General features: G+C 72.2%; 19 protein-coding genes. 13 read left to right on the top strand and 6 right to left on the bottom strand.

Annotated elements, in window-relative coordinates:
- Positions 1–55 precede the first annotated feature (55 nt).
- The 7 genes from ACZ61C_RS43595 to ACZ61C_RS43565 all read left to right on the top strand — a co-directional run bounded on the left by ACZ61C_RS43595 (position 56) and on the right by ACZ61C_RS43565 (position 7,260).
- Positions 56–838, top strand: coding sequence for an FHA domain-containing protein (locus tag ACZ61C_RS43595; protein WP_465313839.1), 783 nt, complete (start codon positions 56–58; stop codon positions 836–838).
- Positions 839–1,216, top strand: coding sequence for a hypothetical protein (locus tag ACZ61C_RS43590; protein WP_465313838.1), 378 nt, complete (start codon positions 839–841; stop codon positions 1,214–1,216). It begins immediately after the preceding gene.
- Between the two features lie 582 nt (positions 1,217–1,798).
- Positions 1,799–3,103, top strand: a complete 1,305-nt coding sequence (locus ACZ61C_RS43585; protein WP_465313837.1) for a sugar ABC transporter substrate-binding protein — start codon at positions 1,799–1,801, stop codon at positions 3,101–3,103.
- On the top strand, positions 3,100–4,086 hold the full coding sequence (locus tag ACZ61C_RS43580; protein ID WP_465313836.1) for a carbohydrate ABC transporter permease: 987 nt from the start codon (positions 3,100–3,102) through the stop codon (positions 4,084–4,086). Before ACZ61C_RS43585 ends, ACZ61C_RS43580 begins: the two co-directional genes overlap by 4 nt.
- Complete coding sequence (locus tag ACZ61C_RS43575; protein ID WP_465313835.1) at positions 4,083–4,913, top strand: carbohydrate ABC transporter permease; 831 nt, start codon at positions 4,083–4,085, stop codon at positions 4,911–4,913. The genes ACZ61C_RS43580 and ACZ61C_RS43575 overlap by 4 nt, the downstream gene beginning before the upstream one ends.
- 3 nt (positions 4,914–4,916) lie before the next feature.
- Complete coding sequence (locus ACZ61C_RS43570; protein ID WP_465313834.1) at positions 4,917–6,356, top strand: glycoside hydrolase family 3 protein; 1,440 nt, start codon at positions 4,917–4,919, stop codon at positions 6,354–6,356.
- 145 nt (positions 6,357–6,501) lie between these two features.
- Complete coding sequence (locus ACZ61C_RS43565; protein ID WP_465313833.1) at positions 6,502–7,260, top strand: SH3 domain-containing protein; 759 nt, start codon at positions 6,502–6,504, stop codon at positions 7,258–7,260.
- Between the two features lie 90 nt (positions 7,261–7,350).
- Here ACZ61C_RS43565 and ACZ61C_RS43560 read toward each other — a convergent pair whose 3' ends face one another.
- On the bottom strand, positions 7,351–7,905 hold the full coding sequence (locus tag ACZ61C_RS43560; protein ID WP_465313832.1) for an ArsR/SmtB family transcription factor: 555 nt from the start codon (positions 7,903–7,905) through the stop codon (positions 7,351–7,353).
- 75 nt (positions 7,906–7,980) lie between these two features.
- Here ACZ61C_RS43560 and ACZ61C_RS43555 point away from each other — a divergent pair, with 75 nt between their 5' ends.
- Complete coding sequence (locus tag ACZ61C_RS43555; RefSeq protein ID WP_465313831.1) at positions 7,981–9,207, top strand: MFS transporter; 1,227 nt, start codon at positions 7,981–7,983, stop codon at positions 9,205–9,207.
- Here the strand turns inward: ACZ61C_RS43555 and ACZ61C_RS43550 are convergent.
- From ACZ61C_RS43550 to ACZ61C_RS43540, 3 genes are all read right to left on the bottom strand, one after another.
- Complete coding sequence (locus ACZ61C_RS43550; RefSeq protein ID WP_465313830.1) at positions 9,198–11,288, bottom strand: YcaO-like family protein; 2,091 nt, start codon at positions 11,286–11,288, stop codon at positions 9,198–9,200. The two genes, ACZ61C_RS43555 and ACZ61C_RS43550, sit on opposite strands and share 10 nt — an antisense overlap.
- 316 nt (positions 11,289–11,604) lie before the next feature.
- Positions 11,605–13,035: a DUF1996 domain-containing protein gene (locus tag ACZ61C_RS43545; protein ID WP_465313829.1), complete on the bottom strand. Its 1,431-nt coding sequence runs from the start codon at positions 13,033–13,035 to the stop codon at positions 11,605–11,607.
- Between the two features lie 676 nt (positions 13,036–13,711).
- Positions 13,712–14,002, bottom strand: coding sequence for a hypothetical protein (locus ACZ61C_RS43540; protein WP_465313960.1), 291 nt, complete (start codon positions 14,000–14,002; stop codon positions 13,712–13,714).
- Positions 14,003–14,043: 41 nt separating this feature from the next.
- On the opposite strand from ACZ61C_RS43540, the gene ACZ61C_RS43535 reads away from it, so the two are divergent.
- Positions 14,044–14,508, top strand: a complete 465-nt coding sequence (locus ACZ61C_RS43535; RefSeq protein ID WP_465313828.1) for an MFS transporter — start codon at positions 14,044–14,046, stop codon at positions 14,506–14,508.
- On the opposite strand, the gene ACZ61C_RS43530 is transcribed toward ACZ61C_RS43535, so the two are convergent.
- On the bottom strand, positions 14,483–14,845 hold the full coding sequence (locus ACZ61C_RS43530; RefSeq protein ID WP_465313827.1) for a P-loop nucleotide/nucleoside kinase family protein: 363 nt from the start codon (positions 14,843–14,845) through the stop codon (positions 14,483–14,485). The genes ACZ61C_RS43535 and ACZ61C_RS43530 overlap by 26 nt on opposite strands.
- 167 nt (positions 14,846–15,012) lie before the next feature.
- The gene (locus ACZ61C_RS43525; protein WP_465313959.1) at positions 15,013–15,633 is read right to left on the bottom strand and encodes a sigma-70 family RNA polymerase sigma factor; all 621 of its coding nucleotides are present in this window, start codon (positions 15,631–15,633) and stop codon (positions 15,013–15,015) included.
- Between the two features lie 268 nt (positions 15,634–15,901).
- Here ACZ61C_RS43525 and ACZ61C_RS43520 point away from each other — a divergent pair, with 268 nt between their 5' ends.
- From ACZ61C_RS43520 to ACZ61C_RS43505, 4 genes are all read left to right on the top strand, one after another.
- Positions 15,902–16,303 (top strand): pyridoxamine 5'-phosphate oxidase family protein, encoded by a 402-nt coding sequence (locus ACZ61C_RS43520; protein WP_465313826.1) that lies wholly within the window; start codon positions 15,902–15,904, stop codon positions 16,301–16,303.
- 150 nt (positions 16,304–16,453) lie between these two features.
- Positions 16,454–17,956 carry a GAF domain-containing sensor histidine kinase gene (locus ACZ61C_RS43515; protein ID WP_465313825.1) on the top strand — a complete coding sequence of 501 codons (1,503 nt, stop codon included), beginning with the start codon at positions 16,454–16,456 and terminating at the stop codon, positions 17,954–17,956.
- Complete coding sequence (locus ACZ61C_RS43510) at positions 17,956–18,618, top strand: response regulator (RefSeq protein ID WP_465313824.1); 663 nt, start codon at positions 17,956–17,958, stop codon at positions 18,616–18,618. The genes ACZ61C_RS43515 and ACZ61C_RS43510 overlap by 1 nt, the downstream gene beginning before the upstream one ends.
- Positions 18,619–18,729: 111 nt before the next feature.
- Entirely contained in the window at positions 18,730–19,164 is a 435-nt protein-coding gene (locus ACZ61C_RS43505; protein WP_465313823.1) for a hypothetical protein, read from the top strand.
- Positions 19,165–19,283: the final 119 nt, after the last annotated feature.

The following is a 19,283-nucleotide window of genomic DNA, read 5'->3' as shown; positions in this document are numbered from 1 at the left end:
CCGCAGGGCTCTTCCTTGAAGCAGCGGAGAGCTCTGCGGCGGGAGGAGAGTGCCGATGAGCGGGCAGGACGAAGCGAAGATCGAGACGCTCGACGGCGCGGTCGCCCGGCTGGTGGTGCGCCGCGGCTCGTGGCTGGTCGGCCGCGGCCCGGACGCGCACCTGCGGCTGTACTCCGACCAGGTCAGCAGCCACCACGCGTGGGTCCGCCGGGACGGCCGCGGCACCTGGGTGTCCGACGCCGGCTCGCGCAACGGCACCTGGGTAAACGGCCACCGCCTGGCCGCCAAGCAGGACCACGCGCTGCGCAACGGCGACCGGCTCGAGTTCGGCCCGATCGCCGCGGTCTACTCCGACGGGGAGGGCGGCGCCGCGCACACCCGCACGTGGCAGCGGTCCTCGGCCGGCGGGGTCGCGTTCGGGGACGTGTCCGCCGGGACGATCAACAACGCCGGCCGCGACGTCAACAACAGCTACGACCACCGGCAGCACCACCGGTACGAGTTCAGCACGCCGGAGGGACAGGTGTTCACCGAGCTGGCCACCGGGCAGGGCGCCGGCCGCGCGGTGATGCTGCTGGGGCTGCTGATGCTGCTCGGCGGGTTCGGGATCTGGGCGTCGGTGATCCTCAAGTTCGTCAAGGCGGGCTCCGACGCGGTTTCGGCGGGCTCGTTCGACGCGCCGCCCCCGCTGCTCGGTCCGGACGTCATCGACGGGGTGCCGCTGGGCGTCGTCGGGTTCGCGCTGTTCGTGCTCGGCACGGTCGTGACGATGATCGGGCTGGTGATGGCCAAGGCGGCGCGCGAGCGCAGGCGCCGCCGGCGGAGCAGGAGGGGCTAGATGGACGGCATCCACTTCCACGGCGAAGTCCGCGCGGGGACGGTCAACAACGCCGTCCACGGCGACATCAACACCGTCCACGGTGGACACCAGGAGATCCACCGCGGCCTGGACGCGCGGCAGGTCGCCGAGCTGGTCCGGGCGGTCCGCGCCGAGCTGGACGCCGCCCGGCTACCCCCGGCCACGAAGGACGCCGTGCACGACGCCCTCGACGAGGTCGACCGGGACGTGGTGCACCGCGGGGCGGCAGGGTCCGCAGGTGCGAAGGTGCGCCGGGCGCGGGACCTGCTGCGCGAGGCCGGCGGCCTCGCGACGGCCGGCGCCGGGTTGTGGACGGCGGTGCGGGCGCTCGCCGCGGCGGTGGGAGTCCCGTTCTAGGCCCTTGTATCGAAGCCTTGGGCACGACCCACCCGCCCCAGCCCGCCACCTCCGGCGGCTTCGATGCAGGCCCTGGCCGCACGGGCCCGCGCGGCAGCCCCTGACCGGCCCGGTGGGCCGTGCCGCCGCACCAGGTCGGAGAAGCCGTTTCCGCACTTCAAGGCCGGTTCAAGGCCGGATTCCGGCCGGAAAGCACGCCGACGCTGACCGGACCGGCCGTCGCCCGCACCCGCGGCGGCCTGGTCACCGGAAACGGAAACCGCACGCGCGCTTCATCGCCGTCCCGGTAATTCTTTCCCGGGGCGGTTTTTGCTGCGCCGTCCGGGTGGTGCTGCCGCGGATTCCGCGTGCCCACCGGTGAAAAACGTTCCGGACACCCTCCTATTCGGACGACTTCCGCCGCAGGTCGGGGCAGTGCGGGTGACCGGTCGGCTACTCTTCGTCAGAGTGCCCGGTGCGTTTACAACGTTCCGGCAACCGCCTTGACACCGCCTGTGGTACGTACCACTCTAGCTCCAACATTGGTCTACACCATTTGGGGCGTCCGGCCACGGTGGCCGGGCATGGAAAGGACGGCATCGAGTGAAACGCTGGCTCAAGCTGGCGGCGGGCGCCGCCGCACTCACCCTCGCGACCGCGGGCTGCGCGGGTTCCAGCGGCACGGACACCGCCGCTTCGTCGAGTGGTGCTCCCGCGCAGATCACCGGCGACGTCACGGTCTGGCTGATGACGGGCTCCGCGCCGACCACGCTGACCGACGCGCTCAACAAGGAGTTCGAGACCGCCCACCCGGGCGTCAAGGTCAAGTACGAAATCCAGCAGTGGGACGGCATCCAGCAGAAGCTGACGACCGCGCTGGCCAGTGGCGCCCCGCCGGACGTCATCGAGATCGGCAACACGCAGACCGCGGCGTTCGCCGCGCAGGACGGTGTGCTGACCGACCTGACCGCCGACAAGGACAGCTTCAACGGCGCGCAGTGGCTGAAGGGTCTCGCGGACTCCGGCAGCTACGACGGCAAGGTCTACGGCGTGCCGTTCTACGCGGCCAACCGTGAGGTCATCTACCGCAAGGACATGTTCGAGCAGGCCGGCATCACCAAGACGCCGACGTCGAACGACGAGTGGGTCGACGCGATCACCAAGCTGAAGACGAAGTTCGGGTCCGACCCCGACTTCCAGCCCTTGTACATGCCGGGCCAGAACTGGTACGCGCTGCTGTCGTTCATCTGGGACAACGGTGGCGACATCGCCCAGCCCGACGGCAAGAACTTCAAGGCGACGCTGGACAGCGCCGGTGCGAAGGCGGGCCTGGACTTCTACAAGAAGCTCGTCGACACCTCCGGCACCAAGGCGCCGAAGGACGCCGACGAGGCCAAGCCGCAGCAGGCGACCGTCTACGGCGCCGGCAAGGTGGCCATGATGATCGGTCTCCCGTGGGAGCTGCCGACGGCCGCCAAGACCGACCCGAGCCTGACCGCCAAGACCGGCGCCTTCCCGATCCCGAGCAAGACCGCCGGCCAGAGCGCCCCGGTCTTCCTGGGCGGCTCCAACCTGGCGATCCCGGCCAACAGCAAGAACGTGGCCGCGGCCAAGGAGTACATCAAGCTGCTCTCCAGCGCGAAGTACCAGGGCCAGCTTGCTGCCGCCGGCGTCGTGCCCGGCACGTCGACCGACCTCGCGGGCCTGGACAAGGACCCGCTGGGCACGGTGATGGCGAAGGCCTCCACCAACGGCAAGGCCGTGCCGGCCAGCCCGAAGTGGGGTGACGTGGAGTCCGGCCAGAACCCGGTCAAGGACATGCTGACCGCGTACCTGACCGGCAAGAAGACGCTCGACCAGGCGACCGCCGACGCCAACGCAGCGCTGAACAAGCTCATCGGCGGATGACAGCGACCGCGAATGTGACGATGCCGGCGGGGGCGACCCCGCCGGCATCGCCGCGCGACGCGGGGGTCAGGAGGCGCAAGCGGGGCCGGTTCGGCGACCGGGTGCTCCCGTACCTGCTCCTCCTCCCCGCCCTCGCCGCCATCCTCGTCCTGCTCGCCTGGCCGCTGGTCCAGGTGCTCGCGATCAGCTTCCGCAAGCTCGACATCGGCCAGCTCATCTCGGGCAAGACCATCTGGGTCGGGTTCGACAACTACACGAACACGCTCTCCGACCCGGAGTTCTGGGCCATCACGGTCCGGACGCTGGTGTTCACCGCCTCGATCGTGGCCGCGACCATCCTCGGCGGCCTGCTGCTGGCGGTGCTGATGCGCCACCTCGACCCGGTCGTCCGGATCATCGTGCAGGTGACGCTCGTGCTGGCCTGGGCGACTCCGGTGATCGCCACGACCACCGTCTTCCAGTGGATCTTCGACGAGCAGTACGGCATCCTCAACAAGACCCTCGACCGGCTCGGGTTCCACAGTTTCATCGGGTTCTCGTGGTTCTCCAGCGGCCCCAGCACGCTCGCCGTGATCGGGCTGCTCATCGTGTGGCAGGCCGTGCCGTTCGTGACGTTCTCGCTGTACGCGGGCCTCATCGGCGTCCCGCGCGAGCAGTACGAGGCCGCCGGCATCGACGGCGCCGGGCCGTGGCAGACGTTCCGCGCGGTGACCTGGCCCGCCATCCGGCCGATCACCACGATGGTGACCTTCCTGTCGGTGCTGTGGGACTTCAACGCCTTCGCCCAGATCTGGGCGATCCGCGAGGGCGGCCCGGACGGCGGGAGCACCACGCTGGCCGTTGTGCTCTACCTCAAGGGCATCGCGGGCAACCACTTCGGCGCGGCGGGCGCGATCGCGACCCTGATGCTGATCGTGCTGGCGCTCATCACCGGCCGGTACATCCAGCTGCTGGTCCGGACCCCGGAAGGTGATCTGACGTGAGGAAACCGCTGTCGCAGCGGATCGCGCTCTCGGTCGTCGGCGTGCTCGTGGCGCTCGCGATCGTGTTCCCGACGTACTGGATGTTCGTCACGTCGCTGCGGACGCCCGGCGAGATCCTCTCGCCCAAGTACGACCTGATCCCGACGTCGTTCTCCTTCGGCAACTTCGCCACCGCGCTGTCCAAGGACAACTTCCCGACGTACCTGCTCAACAGCCTGATCGTCACGGTCGGGTCGGTGCTGTGCGCGCTGGTCGCCGGGACGCTGGCGGCGATCCCGCTCTCGCGGCTGCGCTTCACCGGCCGCAAGGGCTTCCTGGTGCTGGTCATGGTGGCGCAGCTGGCCCCGGTGTCGGCGCTGTTCATCCCGCTGTTCCTGCTGATGCGGGACGCCGGGCTGCTCAACACGCTGCCGTCGCTGCTGCTGATCTACTTCGCCACCACGCTGCCGTTCACGGTCTGGATGCTCTACGGCTTCGTCAACGGGATCCCGTACGAGCTGGAAGAGGCCGCGATGATCGACGGCTGCAGCCAGACCGGCGCGTTCCGCCGGGTGACGCTGCCGCTGCTCGGGCCCGGGCTGGTCACCACCTCGGTGTTCAGCTTCATCACGGCGTGGAACGAGTACCTGTTCGCCCTGGTGTTCATCCGGGACAAGCCGAAGGAGACGCTGCCGGTGTGGCTGGCGTCGTTCCGCACGGCGTTCGCGACCGACTGGGGCGGCGTGATGGCCGCGTCGGTCATCTACGCGATCCCGGCGCTGGTGTTCTTCCTGATCGTGCAGCGCAAGCTCGTGTCCGGCGTGACCGCCGGCGCGGTGAAGGGGTAGCCGGTGTCCGCTCCCGAAAAGCTCGCCGAAGCGGTCGTCCTGCCCGGCTTCGCCGGGACCACCGCGCCGGACTGGCTCCGCCGCCGGATCGCCGAGGGCCTCGGCGGGGTGGTGCTGTTCGGCCGCAACGTCGTCGACGACGAGCAGGTCGCCGCGCTCACCGCGCAGCTGCGGGGCGAGCGGGACGGCGTGGTCGTCGGCATCGACGAGGAGGGTGGCGACGTCACCCGCCTCGACGTCAACACCGGGTCGTTCGTGCCGGGCCCGCTGGCGCTCGGCGCGGCCGACGACCCGGAGCTGACCACGGCGGTCGCCGCCGCGCTCGGCGAACGGCTCGCGGCCTGCGGCGTCACGATCAACCTGGCGCCGTGCGCGGACCTGACCCTGGCGGCCGAGGACCCGATCATCGGCGTCCGGGCGTTCGGGTCCGACCCGGCGAAGGCGTCACCACACGTCGCGGCGTACGTCACCGGCCTGCAGAAGTACGGCGTCGCGGCGTGCGCGAAGCACTTCCCGGGCCACGGCGCGGCGACCGAGGACTCGCACGTGGCGCTGCCGGTGCTGCCGCGGACCCCGGAAGAGCTGCGCGAGATCGAGCTGGTCCCGTTCGCCGCGGCGATCCGGGCCGGGGTGCGCTCGGTGATGTCGGGCCACCTGGTCGTCCCGGCCTGGGGCGACGAGCCGGCCACGCTCAACCGGACGGCCCTCACCGAGGTCCTGCGCGGCGAGCTGGGCTTCACCGGCGCGATCATCACCGACGCGCTGGAGATGGGCGCGGTGTCCGGCGCGTACGGCCGGCACGACCGCCTGGGCCAGTCCGCCGTGCGGGCCCTGGTCGCCGGCGCGGACGCGCTGTGCATCGGCGGCGCGGCCTTCGAGGCCGACGCCCTGGACGCCATCAACGCGGCGATCGTCGCCGCGGTGGCGTCGGGGGAGCTGCCGCTGGAGCGGCTCGAGGAGGCGGCTTCGCGGACGGCGTCGCTCGGCACCGACCCGGCCCCGGCGACGGTCGGCCCGGTCGACCGCCGGCTCGGCCTGGAGGCGGCGCGCAAGGCGCTGCGGGTCACCGGCGAGCCGCGGCTGGCCGGCCCGCCGCTGGTCGTCGACGTCCAGACCGAGCCGACCATTGCGGCCGGCCCGATGCCGTGGGGCCTCGGCGCGCACCTGGCCGAGCTGGTGCCCGGCACCCGGGCGATGACGGCGTCCCCCGAAGACGCCGACACGATCCTCGAGGCGGCGAAGGGGTTCGGCAGCGTCGTCGTGGTCACGCGGGAAGCGCACCGGCACCCGCGGGTGCGGGAGCTGCTGGCCGCGCTGTCCGGGGTGGGCTTCATCCGCGTCGAGACCGGCGCGCCGGGCCCGGTGGCGGAAGACCGGCCGCGGATCGACACGTTCAGCGGCTCGTACGTGAGCCTGCGCGCGGTGGCCGAATACCTGGCCTGAGCCCGGTTTCGACGAGCCCCGCCGGTCGGCCGACCGGCAGGGCTCGTCCTGTTTGCCGCATCTCCACAAGGGGTCCGCGCTTTTGTACGGGCCTTGTACCGGCGGTCTCCATGCTGTCCCCACACACATCCTGGAGGGACAGACCATGAGAATTCGGATCGGGAAGCGGGCGGCCGGCGTGGCCGGCATCGCCGCGGCGATCGTGCTCGCCGGCGCCACCCCGGCCCTGGCGGCCACGGGGACCGTGCACACGGACTCGGGGATCGCGCTGACCGTGCGGGCGACCCCGAGCACCAGCGGGAGCCCGGTCGGCACCGTCGCCGACGGCACCGCCGTCACCATCTCCTGCCAGACCAACGGCTCGACCGTCGACGGCAAGTACGGCACCTCGGACATCTGGGACAAGGTCGGCGACGGCTACATCAGCGACGCCTACGTCTACACCGGCTCGGACGGCCGGGTGGCCCCGGACTGCGCGGGCTCGACCCTGACCTGCACCACTGCGGGCACCGGCAACCCCAAGACGTGCGCCCAGGCAGTGGCCTACGCCAAGACCCGCGTCCACACGAACGACCTCGACTCCTACGAGGGCTGGTGCGACCGGATCAACGCGCAGAACTACGGCTGGACCGCGTCGGGCTCGGAGACGGCGTACGTCCACTGGACGCAGATCCCGGCTTCGTTCAAGCACCCGGGCGACACCCAGGTCCCGGCCGGCGGGCTGGCGTTCTTCAAGAGCAGCGGCGCCGGCCACACGATGATCTCCATCGGCGGCGGCAAGTTCCTGTCGAACGACATCAACGGCTACGGCAGCTACACCGAGACGACGATCGCGCAGATCAAGAGCAAGTGGGGCCAGACGTACCTCGGCTGGTCGCAGCCTTGGTTCAAGGTGAACCACTGACGTCTTGAGCGGTAGTCACGCGCGGCCCCTGCCCACCTCCCCCGGGCAGGGGCCGCGCGTGTCGTTGGTCCGGCGTCGTGAATGGGGCAGTCACTCACGGCTTCCCGGCGTCTCCGAACCCTCCCGCTTCACGTGGTGCAGCACAAAAATCCCCCCCACGGCCAGCCGGTCCGAGCGCTCGTGATCGGTCGCCACGTACTCGTCCAGCACCGCCAGGATGCGCCGATCCAGCTCCGCGGCCTCGTCAGGGGACAGGTGCAGCAGGAACTTCTCGTGCACCACCACCGACTCGGGCCCCGCCTCGCGCAGCTCCTCCTGGAAGATCTCCAGGGGCGCGAACCGCGTCTCGGGGTCGGCGCCGGCCAGCGGGCCGTCCAGCCACCACGTCTCGTTGTTCGAACGGTACGGCTTCTCCAGCGCGCCGCTGGCTCCCGTGCGGACCGGCGCCGGCTCCAGCAAGCCCGCCGCCACCAGTTGACGCACGTGGTGCAGGACCGTGCCCGGGTCGCGGTCGAGGCGGTCCGCCAGCTGCTTGTTCGTCAGCTCGTCGACCAGGCAGAGCCGCATGATGCGCAGCCGCAGGGGGTGGCCGAGGGCCTTGGCCTCGGCCGGGGTCGCGGGCCGGCGGCGGCGGGGCTCGGTCATGAACGCAGCGTAGTCCATCGATGGAATTGCGTCACAGCGATGGAGAATTCCCCATCGATGTGCGAACCTCCATTCATGAACACCGTGTTCTGGCGGCTGTGGACCGCCGCCGGCCTGTCCAGCCTCGCCGACGGCGTGCTCAAGGTCGCGTTGCCGCTCGTCGCGGTCGGGTACACCCGCGAGCCGGCCCTCATCGCCGGGCTCGCCTTCGCCTTCAGCCTGCCGTGGCTGCTCTTCGCGCTGCCCGCCGGCGCGCTGGTCGACCGCCTCGACCGCCGCCGCGCGATGCTCACCGCCAACCTCGTCCGTGGCGGACTGCTCACCGGAGTGAGCCTGCTGACCGTCTTCGGCGGGGGATCGATCTGGGCGCTCTACGTCGCCGCCGTCGGGGTGGGGTGCGCCGAGACCGTCTACGACACCGCCGCGCAGTCGATCGTGCCGCAGGTGGTCGGGCGGGCGCAGCTGGCCCGCGCCAACGGCCGGATGTTCGCCGTCGAGCAGACCGCCAACGAGTTCGCCGGCCCGCCGCTCGCCGGGGTGCTCGCCGCGGCCGGGGTGGTCGCCGCCCTCGTCACGCCGGTGGCGCTGTGGGCGGTGGCCGTCGTGGCGCTGCTGCTGGTGCGCGGGTCCTACCGGATCGAACGCCCGGCGCCCACGTCGCTCCGTGCGGACATCACCGAAGGCCTGCGGTTCCTCGTGCGGCACCGGGTGCTGCGGACGTTCTCGGTCATGGTCGGCACGTTCAACTTCGCCACCGGTGCGACCTTCGCCGTGTTCGTGCTGTACGCGGCTGGCCCGGGCTCGGCGATGGGACTCTCCGGACCCGCCTTCGGCCTGCTGATGGCCATGACCGCCGCCGGTGGCCTGGCCGGGTCGCTGCTCGCCGAGCCGGTGGAACGGCTGCTCGGCCGCGTCCGCGCGCTGTGGGTGTCGTGGCTCGCCGGCGGGCTCACGGTCGGCGTGCTCACCGTGACGGCCGACCCGTTCCTCGTCGGGGCCGCGTTCTTCCTCGGCGGCGCGGGCATCCTCGTCTCGAACGTCGTGATGGTGTCGCTGCGCCAGCGCGTGACGCCCGACCGCCTGCTCGGCCGGCTCAACAGCAGCCACCGGCTCGTCGCCTGGGGCACCAAGTCGCTCGGCGCCCTGGCCGGCGGCGCGCTCGCGCAGGCCGCCGGGCTGCACACCGTGTTCGTGCTCATGGCCGTGCTGGCCTTCGCGGTCGTCGGCGGCCTGTTCGGGATCACCGAAGACACGCTCACACGCGCGGAAAGCGAAGCCACCGAAAGAACTTCTCAGGCGTAGGGGAGCGGGAAGACGTTCAGCCGCTCCTCCGGCAACGGCTTCTCCCGCCACCCGAGGTCGACGGCCGCCCGGCGGATCCGGCCGTCGCCCCAGCAGGGCAGCCCGGCCGGGAACGCGGGCACCAGCCCCGGTACGAGCGTGTGCGTGACGTGGAAGCCGGCGGCGGCGACGTCGCGAGTGGTGAGGTCGACACTGATCACCTCGAACCCGCGCGCTTCCACCCGATCCTGGTAGGCCTTGAAAGTCCGCTCTCCCAACGCCGGCAGGCCCTCCCAGTCGCGCGCCGGCAGGTCGCGCACCCACGGCGCGGTCCGGGCCGCCGCGCGCGGGTCGAGGTGGACCTGCTGCTGGCACGCCGGATCCACGACGTCGGCGAAGTCCTCGCGGTAGGAGTCGAGGTACCGGCGGTCGGCGCGGTACGGCTTGAGCGCGCCCGACCGGCCCGGCGCCCGCTCGTCGTCGAGCGTGAGCTGCGTGTACTGCAACGAAAACCCCTCGGCGAGCGCTGCTTTGGCCGCCTCGACCGCGTCGGAGCGGCTCGCGAACCCGGTTGTCAGCCGCCGCCGGGTGCGGTCGAAGACGGCGGCCGCGACCACCGGGACGCCGAACTCGGTGTCCAGCGGAATGAGCGTGACGTCGTGTGTTTCGGCGGTCTCGGCGACGAGCGCGCGCAGTTCGGTCGTCAGCCGGAGCCGCGGCAGCCGCGGGGTGTTGGCCCACCAGAGCATGGCCGTGTCCCGGGCCAGCACCGCTTCCAGACCGGCGGTGAGGGTCTGCTCTTCGCTGGTCCCGCCGGCCGCCCCGGCGGTGAGCGGGGCGGTGAAGCGGACGCCGGGCCCGGGCGAGACGAGGCACGCCGGAACCCAGACCGGTTCTCGCCGGGTGTGGGAAAACCCTTCCAGCCAGTTGATCGCGACATCGGGGGTCAGCGGCGCGAACGGGAAACCGGGGGTGCGGTGCTGCCGCGGCGAGTAGAGGTTCAGCCGGCGCGGGTCGAGCGCCGGGACGCCGTCGCGCCGCAGCCGCGCGTAACTGTCGTGGCGGACGTCGTCGTCCGAGAGCGGTGACGCGCCGCAGTAGAGCCGCACCGCCTCGCCGAGTGCCGCGTCGCGGGCGGACTCGACGTCCTGCCACGACGAGCCGACCACCCGTCCGTGGCCCGCGACATCGGCGGCACACACCCGAAGCCGCGCCGGGGCGCCCGGCAGTTCGTGGACGCCGGTCACGATCCCGGTCCGGTCGTCGACGAGCAGGCCGGGGCGTGGCTCGTCCGCCGCCTGCCCGCGCCGGGAGGACAACGGCAGCACGGGCCGCGGTAGCGCCGTCAACCGCGCCGGGTCGAGCTCGAGCTCCCCGGTGGTGGTGTCGGCGGGTTCACCGGCGATCCAGCGTCCGAGCTGGACGGCGACGGTGGTGAGCAGCCAGCGGGCGTCGGCGGGGGAGAACCGCGAGCCGCCGTCGTCGAGCTCCCGCGGATCCTCGGCGGCGGCACGACGGGCGAGCGCGTCGGCGAAACCGGGGCCGGCGCCCGGCGTGACCGCGGGCCCGGCGAGACCCCGGCCGTGTTCGGCGCGGAACGGGAAGAAGCGCAGCCCGTGGCGGCCGCACAACGCGCCCAGCGCGGTGAGTTCGGCATGCGCCGGACGGGTGTACACCGCGACGACGACGGTGTCGTCCGCGGTCACCGGGAAGGTGTGGTCGAGGCCGGTGAGCACCTCGACCCGCGCGTAGCCGGACGTCGTCAGGATGTCCGCGAGGGGAGCGGTCAGCTCCGGCGAACCGGCCAGCAGCACGGTGGTCGTGGTGATCCGGGGGGACCCGGCGCCGGGGTGGCGTGCCGGCGCGGAAACGCTGTCCGCGGCCAGGAGGTCGACGATCTCGCCGAAGCCGGGGTCCATCCAGGACAGCAGCTCGGTGCGGCCGCGGGTGCCGTCACAGCGGCGGATCCAGTCCCGGACCTCGTGCGCCGGCGCGGGAACCGTGACCTCACCGCCGCTCGGCGTGATCAGCAGGCACCGTCCGGGGCCGAGGTCGTGGACCTCGGCCCCGGTCAACCGCAGGCGGACGTCGTCGGCGGGCATCACGAACCTCCGGTGGGCCGGACGTGGGCGTGCCGCGGCCCCGGAGCCAGGGGGCCGCGGCACGTGGCGGGGTGCAGTGGGGCGGAAGTCCCGCGGTTCCTCCTCTTCGGTGTGCGGGCCCCGGCCGCAACCGGGGAGTGGTGAGGTGACCCAGTTTCGGTCGCGCCCGGGTGTTCCGGCGTCTTCTGGACTGCGGTCCGCACGTGCCGCGCCCGCGTTCGTCACGGTCCGGTCCGGGAGATACGCACGCCCGGAACCATGAAGGCCTCCCACCGGCGGATCGCCGGTGGGAGGCCGTGGGAAGGGTCCGCTCAGCTCACGCGCGGCAGTTCTTGCCGCGGTTCACGCAGTTGACCAGCCCGTTCATGATCCGCTGCGACATCACGTTGGCGAAGTCGTCGTGATCGGACAGCGGGTTGTGCTTCTCCTGGGGGAAGGCGTCCACTTTGTACTGCTTCTTGACCTGGATGTCGTGCGGGATGTCGTAGGTCAGCGAGATCTGCAGCTGCGGCACGGCCTTGAACCCCTTGGCGCACTGCCCGAACTTGTCCGGGAACACGATGTGCGTGCGGTGGTTGGCGCTGTCGGTGTTCTTCCCGTCCCAGCAGCTCGGGAACGTGTGGATCCGCTTGACCTTGCTGTTCTGCGGGCAGATCGGGTACTTGTCGGTGACGCGGTTCTCGAAGCCGGTGCACGTCCAGCTCGCCCGGGCGTTGGCCGGCCCGTTGGTGCTCTGCTTGGCGTCGCCGTAGAGGACACGCAGGAAGCGCGGCATCGCCACGACCTTGCCCACCGGGCTGCCGCGGAAGGTGATCTGGACCTTCTGCGGCCGCTGGATCTCCCCGTCGTTGCCCGGGAGCTCGTTGTTCTCGTCCTGGCCCGGCAGCGCGCCACCCGCGGTGCTGCTCGGCGGCGGGGTCGGCGTGCCGGTGTCCTTGCCGGGCTTCGGCGCGCACGGCGCGAGCCCGCCGAGGTCCTTCGGCTTCGGCGCGAACCGGGCGATGATGGTGGCGATCCGCTCGAGGATCGCCGCGCGCCGGTCCTTCAGCGGGTTCAGGATGGCGTTCTGCACGAAGTCCGCGCCGCCCTGGCCCTGCGTCTGCGCGACACGCTGGTTGGCCTCGTCGGTCTGCGTGTCGAGCTGGTCGAGGTTGCCGTCGACCTCCGCCATCGCCTGGTCGGGCACGTCGGAGAGCTTGCTCGCGACGTCCGGGCAGGCGACCTGCACGGTCTTCGCCTCCTGGTCGGCCTGCGCGCGGTCGCTGTCGGGCTTCTTCGCCGGCGCGTTCTTCTCTTCTTCGCCGGTGTCGATGCGGACCACGGGCCAGAAGTAGGCGGACTTGTCGCCGTTGCGGCAGGTGGTGCCGGCCTTGACGAGGCTCTTGTTGTTCGAGTCGGCGTTGGTCGAGAGGTTGCCGACGTAGTCGTGCAGGTGCTGGGCGCCGTTGCGGACGCCGGGCTGGGCGATGAAGTTGTCGGGGTTGAAGTGGCCGTTCTCGTTGCGGCCGCAGTCGACGGTGAAGGTGCCGGTCGACGCGCCGTAGACCGGCCGCGGGTCGAACTGGTTCGGCTTCACCTTCAGGATGTCGACGTAGAGCGCGGGATCGGTTTCGTCGGCACTGGCTTCGCCGGTGCCGCCGGTGGTCGTGGCGACGACGATGCCGCCCACGGCGATCGCGAGGGCGAGGCCGCCGGTCGCGATCTTCGTTCTGCGGGAAAGGCGATGCCGTCCTTGGGTGCGGGACATGCGGAATCCTCCGGGGGTGTCGGGCTGGCGGGAACGCACGACACTGAACGGACGCGAGGCAGGGCTCGGCCCATCAGGAAAAACGTCGGCGGGGGAACGATTCCCGGCTGGCCCACCGACCCGACATCGGCGGATGCGCGACCACCTGCCCGTGGCCGCGCCGTCAACCGGCTGGTTATCGTTCCGTGATGGAAGCTACACCGGGACTTGATGCCGGGCAAGAAGGTATTTCCGGCAATCACGAACCGTCAGGACCGGTTTCCGTTTCCGTAGTCGAGCGCGGGCGTGAAAGGGCATCGAGAATTGACGAAGAATGGCGCACACCAATTGACGCGGGCGCGACGGCGCGCAGGTGGATCACGCTGGGTAGCCGCGCGTGACCCGCTCCGGTGCTCTCGGGTGCGCGGTCATCTTGGGCCGTCGACCAGGGCGTTGTCCAGCTCCGAGGGGTGTGGCGAAAAACTTTGAACCGATCCGAACCGGCATCCGTATCCCTGAGTGAGGCGCGCGGAATGCCCGCCGGCCGCGGGTTGGGGAATCTGTGACCGCGCCACGACGGGAGAACCGTTCCGGCCGGAGATCAGATTCCCGGCCGCCGGGCGCCGGGCCGCCGTGGTGAATGACTCATTCCTGACGTCCGACGCCAGGAATGAGTCATTCACGCCCGTCGCCGGGATCAGCGCAGCGCCGCCGGGACCGCCGGGATCGCGGCCAGGGCGGAGCCGAGGCGGTGCCCCACGGCGAGAGCCACCTGGTCGCGCAGCTCGGCCAGCTTCCCGACGTCGATCCCGGTCGCGACGCCTTCGCGGTGGAAGAAGTCGACGAGGTCGTCCGTCGCGACGTTGCCGGACGCGCCCGGGGCGAACGGGCAGCCGCCGAGCCCGCCGAGCGCGGAGTCGAAGCGGCGGATGCCGAGTCCGAGCCCCTCCCACGCGTTGGCCGCCGCGCGGCCGTAGGTGTTGTGCAGGTGCCGCCCGGCCTGGCCGGATCCGCGCGACCGTCGCCGCGGTGCGCGACGAGCTGCCGGACGTGCCGCTCGGCCTGCTGCCGATCGTCGAACGTGTGGAGTGCAAGTACCTCGTCGTCGGCTCGGTGCTGGCGATGGCGGTGTTCGGCATCGCGTTCGGCTACGCGGGTTCGATGGCGCTGATCCTCGTGTTCGGCTTCCTCTACACCGCGACCAGCAACCTGTTCTCGAACGCCTACCACATCTACCAGGCCGAGATCTTCCCGACGGCGCTGCGCTCGACGGCCTCCAGCGGCACCTATTCGCTGTCGCGGCTGGCCAGCGGCGCGATGCCGTTCGTGCTGGTGCCGCTGCTGAGCTCGCACGGCCCGACCACGCTGTTCCTGGTCGTCGCCGCCGCGCTGGTGGTGGTCGCGGTGGACGTCGCGGTCCTCGGCCCGCGCACCACCGGCCGCCGCCTGGAGAGCGTCAACGACGACGTCACGGCCGCGCCACAGCTGCGATGACCGCCGCGGCCTCGTCGACCGAGGCCCGTGCGGTGTCGACGACGAGGCGGTCCCGGGTCCACGGCTCGTACTCGCGGTCGAGGATCTCCGCGTGGCGGCGGTGTTCGGCCGGGTCCGAGCAGACGATCTCGGTCTCCAGCACCACGGCCCCGGCGCCGAGCCCGCTGTCCCGCCACGCGTCGCGGGTGACGGCGAGCGGGTTGACGCATTCGGCGATCACGCCGGCGCCGGTGCGGAGCAGGTCGGCGGCGACGTCCCGCGCGACGACGTAACCGACCGGACCCAGTGGCTGCGCCGGCGGGCTCTCGCGGACGATGGCCTGCTCGATGGTGTCCACCCGCAGGAACGAGAACCCGGTGCGCCGACGATCAGCCGGGGAGGCGCCGCGAAAGTCCGTGAAGGTCGCATCGGGGGCCTCTAAGTCCCGCGCCCCGGGACACGAAGGAAGCCGCATCGAAGGAGGCCAAGTCCCTCGATGCGGCGCCCCCCGGCCGTGGCCGGGCTTTACGAGGCCGCCTCGCGCTTCTGGGCGAGCAGGCCACGCCGCAACGTCGTGAGCGCCCGGTGCTGGGCGACGCGGACCGCGCCCGCGCTGGCCAGGCCGACCGCCGCGGCCGTCTCCTCGGCCGAGAGCCCGAGGATGATGCGCAGCACCAGGATCTCCCGCTGGCGCGGCGGGAGCGTGTCGAGCAGCCCGGCCGACCAGTCGAGCGCGGCGGAGCGCTCGACCTCGTCGCCGGTCGGGTCCGCGCCGACCCAGCGCTCGGCGGGCGGGTCGGCCACCGGGCTCGTGCGGTCGCGCGCCCGGCGGCGGTGGAAGTCGGAGACCTTGTGCCCGGCGATGCCGAAGACGAACGGCACGAAGCCGTCCACCTCGTAGCGATAACCCGGCAGCGCGCGCACGACCGCGAGCAGCACGTCCTGGGCGCAGTCCTCGGCGTCCGACGAGCCGTCCTGCCACGCCCCGAGGCGGCCCAGGCAGTAGCGGAACACCATCGGCCGCAGCGCGCGCAGCAGCCCGGCCACCGCGGCCCGGTTCCCGCCGACGGCGGACCGGACCAGCGCCGGGTCGAGCACGAACGTCGCCGTGGGTGCGGCGTCACCCTCGGCGGAGTGCGGCGGCATCGTTCTCACGTCTCCTTCGGCAGCGCTCGCCGGCAACGAACAGTCACGACGCTAGATCGACGAGCGGGGGCTCGACACCGGCCGGGCGGCCGCCACGGCCCGGGTCTTCCGGCCCTACCGCGCGGGCCCGCGCTGTGCCGTCGCCGCGGCGAAAAGGCGTCGGCGGCCCACCGCGGCGGCGCTCGGGCCGAACGGCCCTACCGGCCGTCCACGGCTTTCGATCACGCTGGTCACCAGGGATTTTTCACAGGAGAAACACAGGTACGCGATGGTGGACGACGTGGGCTTCGGGCTGCTGCTCGACCGGCAGCAGTGCCTCGCCCTGCTCCGGACGGCGAGCCTCGGCCGGGTGATCTTCACCCACCGCGCCATGCCCGCGGTCCGTCCGGTGCGGTTCACCGTCGTCGAGGAAGCCGTCGTGTTCGCCGTGCCGGCGGGCAGTCCCCTCTACGCGGGCGCGCGTGACGCCGTCGTCGCGTTCGAAGCCGACGACTTCGCCGCCGACTTCGGCGCGGGCTGGTACGTGAGCCTCCTGGGCCGGGCCACCGAGTCCGCCGTCGACGACGAGGTCGCCTGCCTGTGCCCGTGTCCCTCCCTTTCCGGGCGGCGGTTCCTGCGGATCCCCGTCGAAGCCATCACCGGTCACCGCATCGCCTGCCACGCCGAGTAACAAAGCCACTGCTCCGATCGACCCACCGGATGGACGAACCGGATGGGACCGACACGGGCAGCCCCCTGTGGCACCCTTGACGGCCCGGGGAGTCCTCCGGGAGACGGCGAGCCAACGGGGTCGACGGGAACAGTGGCGGACGAAGTCAGCATGCCGATGATCTTGGCCGCGGTGGCCGGGATCGCACGGGAGCTGGAACTGCCGGCGGTGCTGGACCGCGCGGCCAAGACGGTGTGCGAGCTGCTCGGCGCCCGCCACGGCCGGCTCGAGGTGACCGGCCCCGAGGGCGCCGTCGCCGAACACGGGCGCCCCGGCAGCGGGGTCCCGGTCCAGTTGCCGCTGCGGGCCGGTGAGCGGATGTTCGGCACCTTCTCGGTCGAACCCGGCGACGGCGCCGAGTTCGGCCGTCGTCAGCGCGAGGTGCTGGGCGCGCTCACCGCGGCGACCGGGATGGCGGTCGAGAAAGCCGTGCTCGTCGACGGGATGCGCCGCCGCGAACGCTGGCTGGAAGCGTCCTACGACGTGACCCGCGCGCTGCTGGGCGCGCAGGACCTGCGCGCGACCCTGCGGCTGATCGCCGAACGCGCCCGCGTGGTGGCGGGCGGCACCGGCGGCGCGATCGCGCTGCCCGCCGGGCCGGGGCAGCTGGTCTTCGACGTCGTCGAGCCGCCGGGGGAGGACTCCGACCGGCTCACCGGGCTGACCGTCCCGACCGAGGGCACGGCCACCGGGATCGCCTACACCACACGCAAACCCGTCGTGGTCCGCGACTACGGCGAGCACGTCCAGAACGAGCAGCGCGACCGCGCCGGGCCGATGCCCGCGATGATCAAGGACCTGGACGCGGCGATCTCGGTGCCGCTGATCGTCGGCGACGAGACGCTCGGGGTGCTCGTCGTGGCGAAGTTCCGCGACAAGTCGCCGTTCACCGACTCCGACGTCCAGCTGGCCGAGACGTTCGCCGGGCACGCCGCGCTGGCCGTCGAGTTCTCCCGGGCCCAGGTGGCCCGCCAGCAGCTCGCGGTGTTCGAGGACCGCGACCGGATCGCCCGCGACCTGCACGACCTCGTCATCCAGCGGCTCTTCGCCACCGGGCTCGGGCTCGAAGGGGTCAGCAGGCTGATCTCCGATCCGGGGGTCGGCGCGCGCGTGGCCGGGTTCGCCCAGGACCTCGACGGGACGATCCGCGAGATCCGCAACAGCATCTTTTCGCTGCAGGCGCCGTCGCAGGCCCAGGGCAGTCTTCGCGCGGAGCTGCTGCGCGTGGCCGTCGACGCCCGGGACACGCTGGGTTTCGAGCCGCGCGTCGGCTTCGACGGGCCGCTGGACGCCGCGGTGCCCGACGCCGTCCGCACCGACCTGACCGCGTCGCTGCGCGAAGCCCTGACGAACGTCGCGCGCCACGCCGGGGCGACGTCGTGCTCGGTCGAGGTCATCGTGGACGGGCTCGGCCGGCGGCTGAGCCTGGTGGTGCGCGACGACGGGACCGGCCCGCCGACGGCGGCCGGGCGGGTCAGCGGGCTGGGCAACCTGGCCGCCCGCGCGGCGCGGTGGAGCGGGAAGTGCGTGCTGGTGGCCGCCGACGGCGGCGGCTCCCGGCTGGAGTGGACGGCCGAGCTGCCGGCGCGAACCGGCGAGCAGGGGAGTGCGTGATGACGATCTCGGTGTTTCTGCTCGACGACCACGAGCTGGTCCGCACCGGGCTGAAGACCGTGTTCGAACCCGCAGCCGACATCGAGGTGGCCGGGGAGGCGGCGACCGCCGCCGAGGCGCTGGTCCGGATCCCGCAGGTCCGCCCGGACGTCGCGATCCTCGACGTCCGGCTGCCGGACGGGCAGGGCGTCGAGGTGTGCCGCGAGATCCGCTCGACGGTCGAGCCGCCGCCCGCGTGCCTGATGCTGACGTCCTATTCGGACGACGACGCGCTGTTCGGCGCGATCATGGCGGGCGCGGCCGGGTACATGCTGAAGCAGGTCTCCGGCCGGTCGCTGGTCGACGCCGTCCGCACGGTCGCCGTCGGCGGCTCGCTGCTGGACGCCACGCTCACCGCGTCCGTCATGAACAAGCTGCGGGGAGAAACGTCGACGGCGGCGCCGGACCCGCGGTACGAGCAGCTCAGCCCGCAGGAGCGGCGGGTGCTCGACCTCGTCGCGGAGGGCCTCACCAACCGGCAGATCGCCGAACGGCTGTTCCTGGCCGAGAAGACGGTGAAGAACTACGTGTCGTCGGTGCTGCACAAGCTCGGGGTCGAGCGGCGGACCTCGGCGGCGGTGTACGTGTCACAGCGCCGCGGCGAGGGCGGCCGCCCGACCTGATCATGCGACCACTCGGCGGAAACCCGGTGGGGCATCCGACGTATCTGGCCGCCGATGCGATACACCTGTCGGGGTGACGCACGAGTTGTCGTGCGCGGCAGAGGGGACAGCATGGCGGGGTTGTCGAGCGGGGACTATGTCACGCAGCAGATCAGGGCGCTCGCGGAAGCGGTGCGCAGAGAGGGCGCCGGCGGGGTCGGCACGCACAGCTTCCAGCTCGCGGAGCACCTGGCGGCCGAAGGGGGCGTCCACCGCGGCGACATCCTGACGGCGACGGCGACCCTGCTGTCGATGACGGCGTGGTGCGACGGTGAGGCCGAAGCGGCCGAGCGGTTCGCGGAGCTGGCCGGGGCACAGGGTGAAGACTCGCGGGAGCTGGTGACGCACCTGCTGCGCCTGGAGGTCGGCGCGGACCAGGGCACGCTCCCGCGGGAGCAGGTCGAGGCGCTGCTGGAGTACGCGCGCCGGGCCCGCCGGAGTGACTTGGCGCTGCGAGTGCGTGCGATCGCCGGGGCGCGCGGCGGGCGGCACCGCTGGGACAACTAGCGCACCGTCCGGATCGGACACGGCCGTGGGGGGGGGGGGGGGGGGGGGGGGGGGGGGGGGGGGGGGGGGGGGGGGGGGGGGGGGGGGGGGGGGGGGGGGGGGGGGGGGGGGGGGGGGGG

Source organism: Amycolatopsis sp. NPDC104587 (assembly GCF_055583645.1).
Note: the sequence above shows the minus strand (reverse complement) of the source record. Positions and strands in the feature narration are given on the sequence as shown.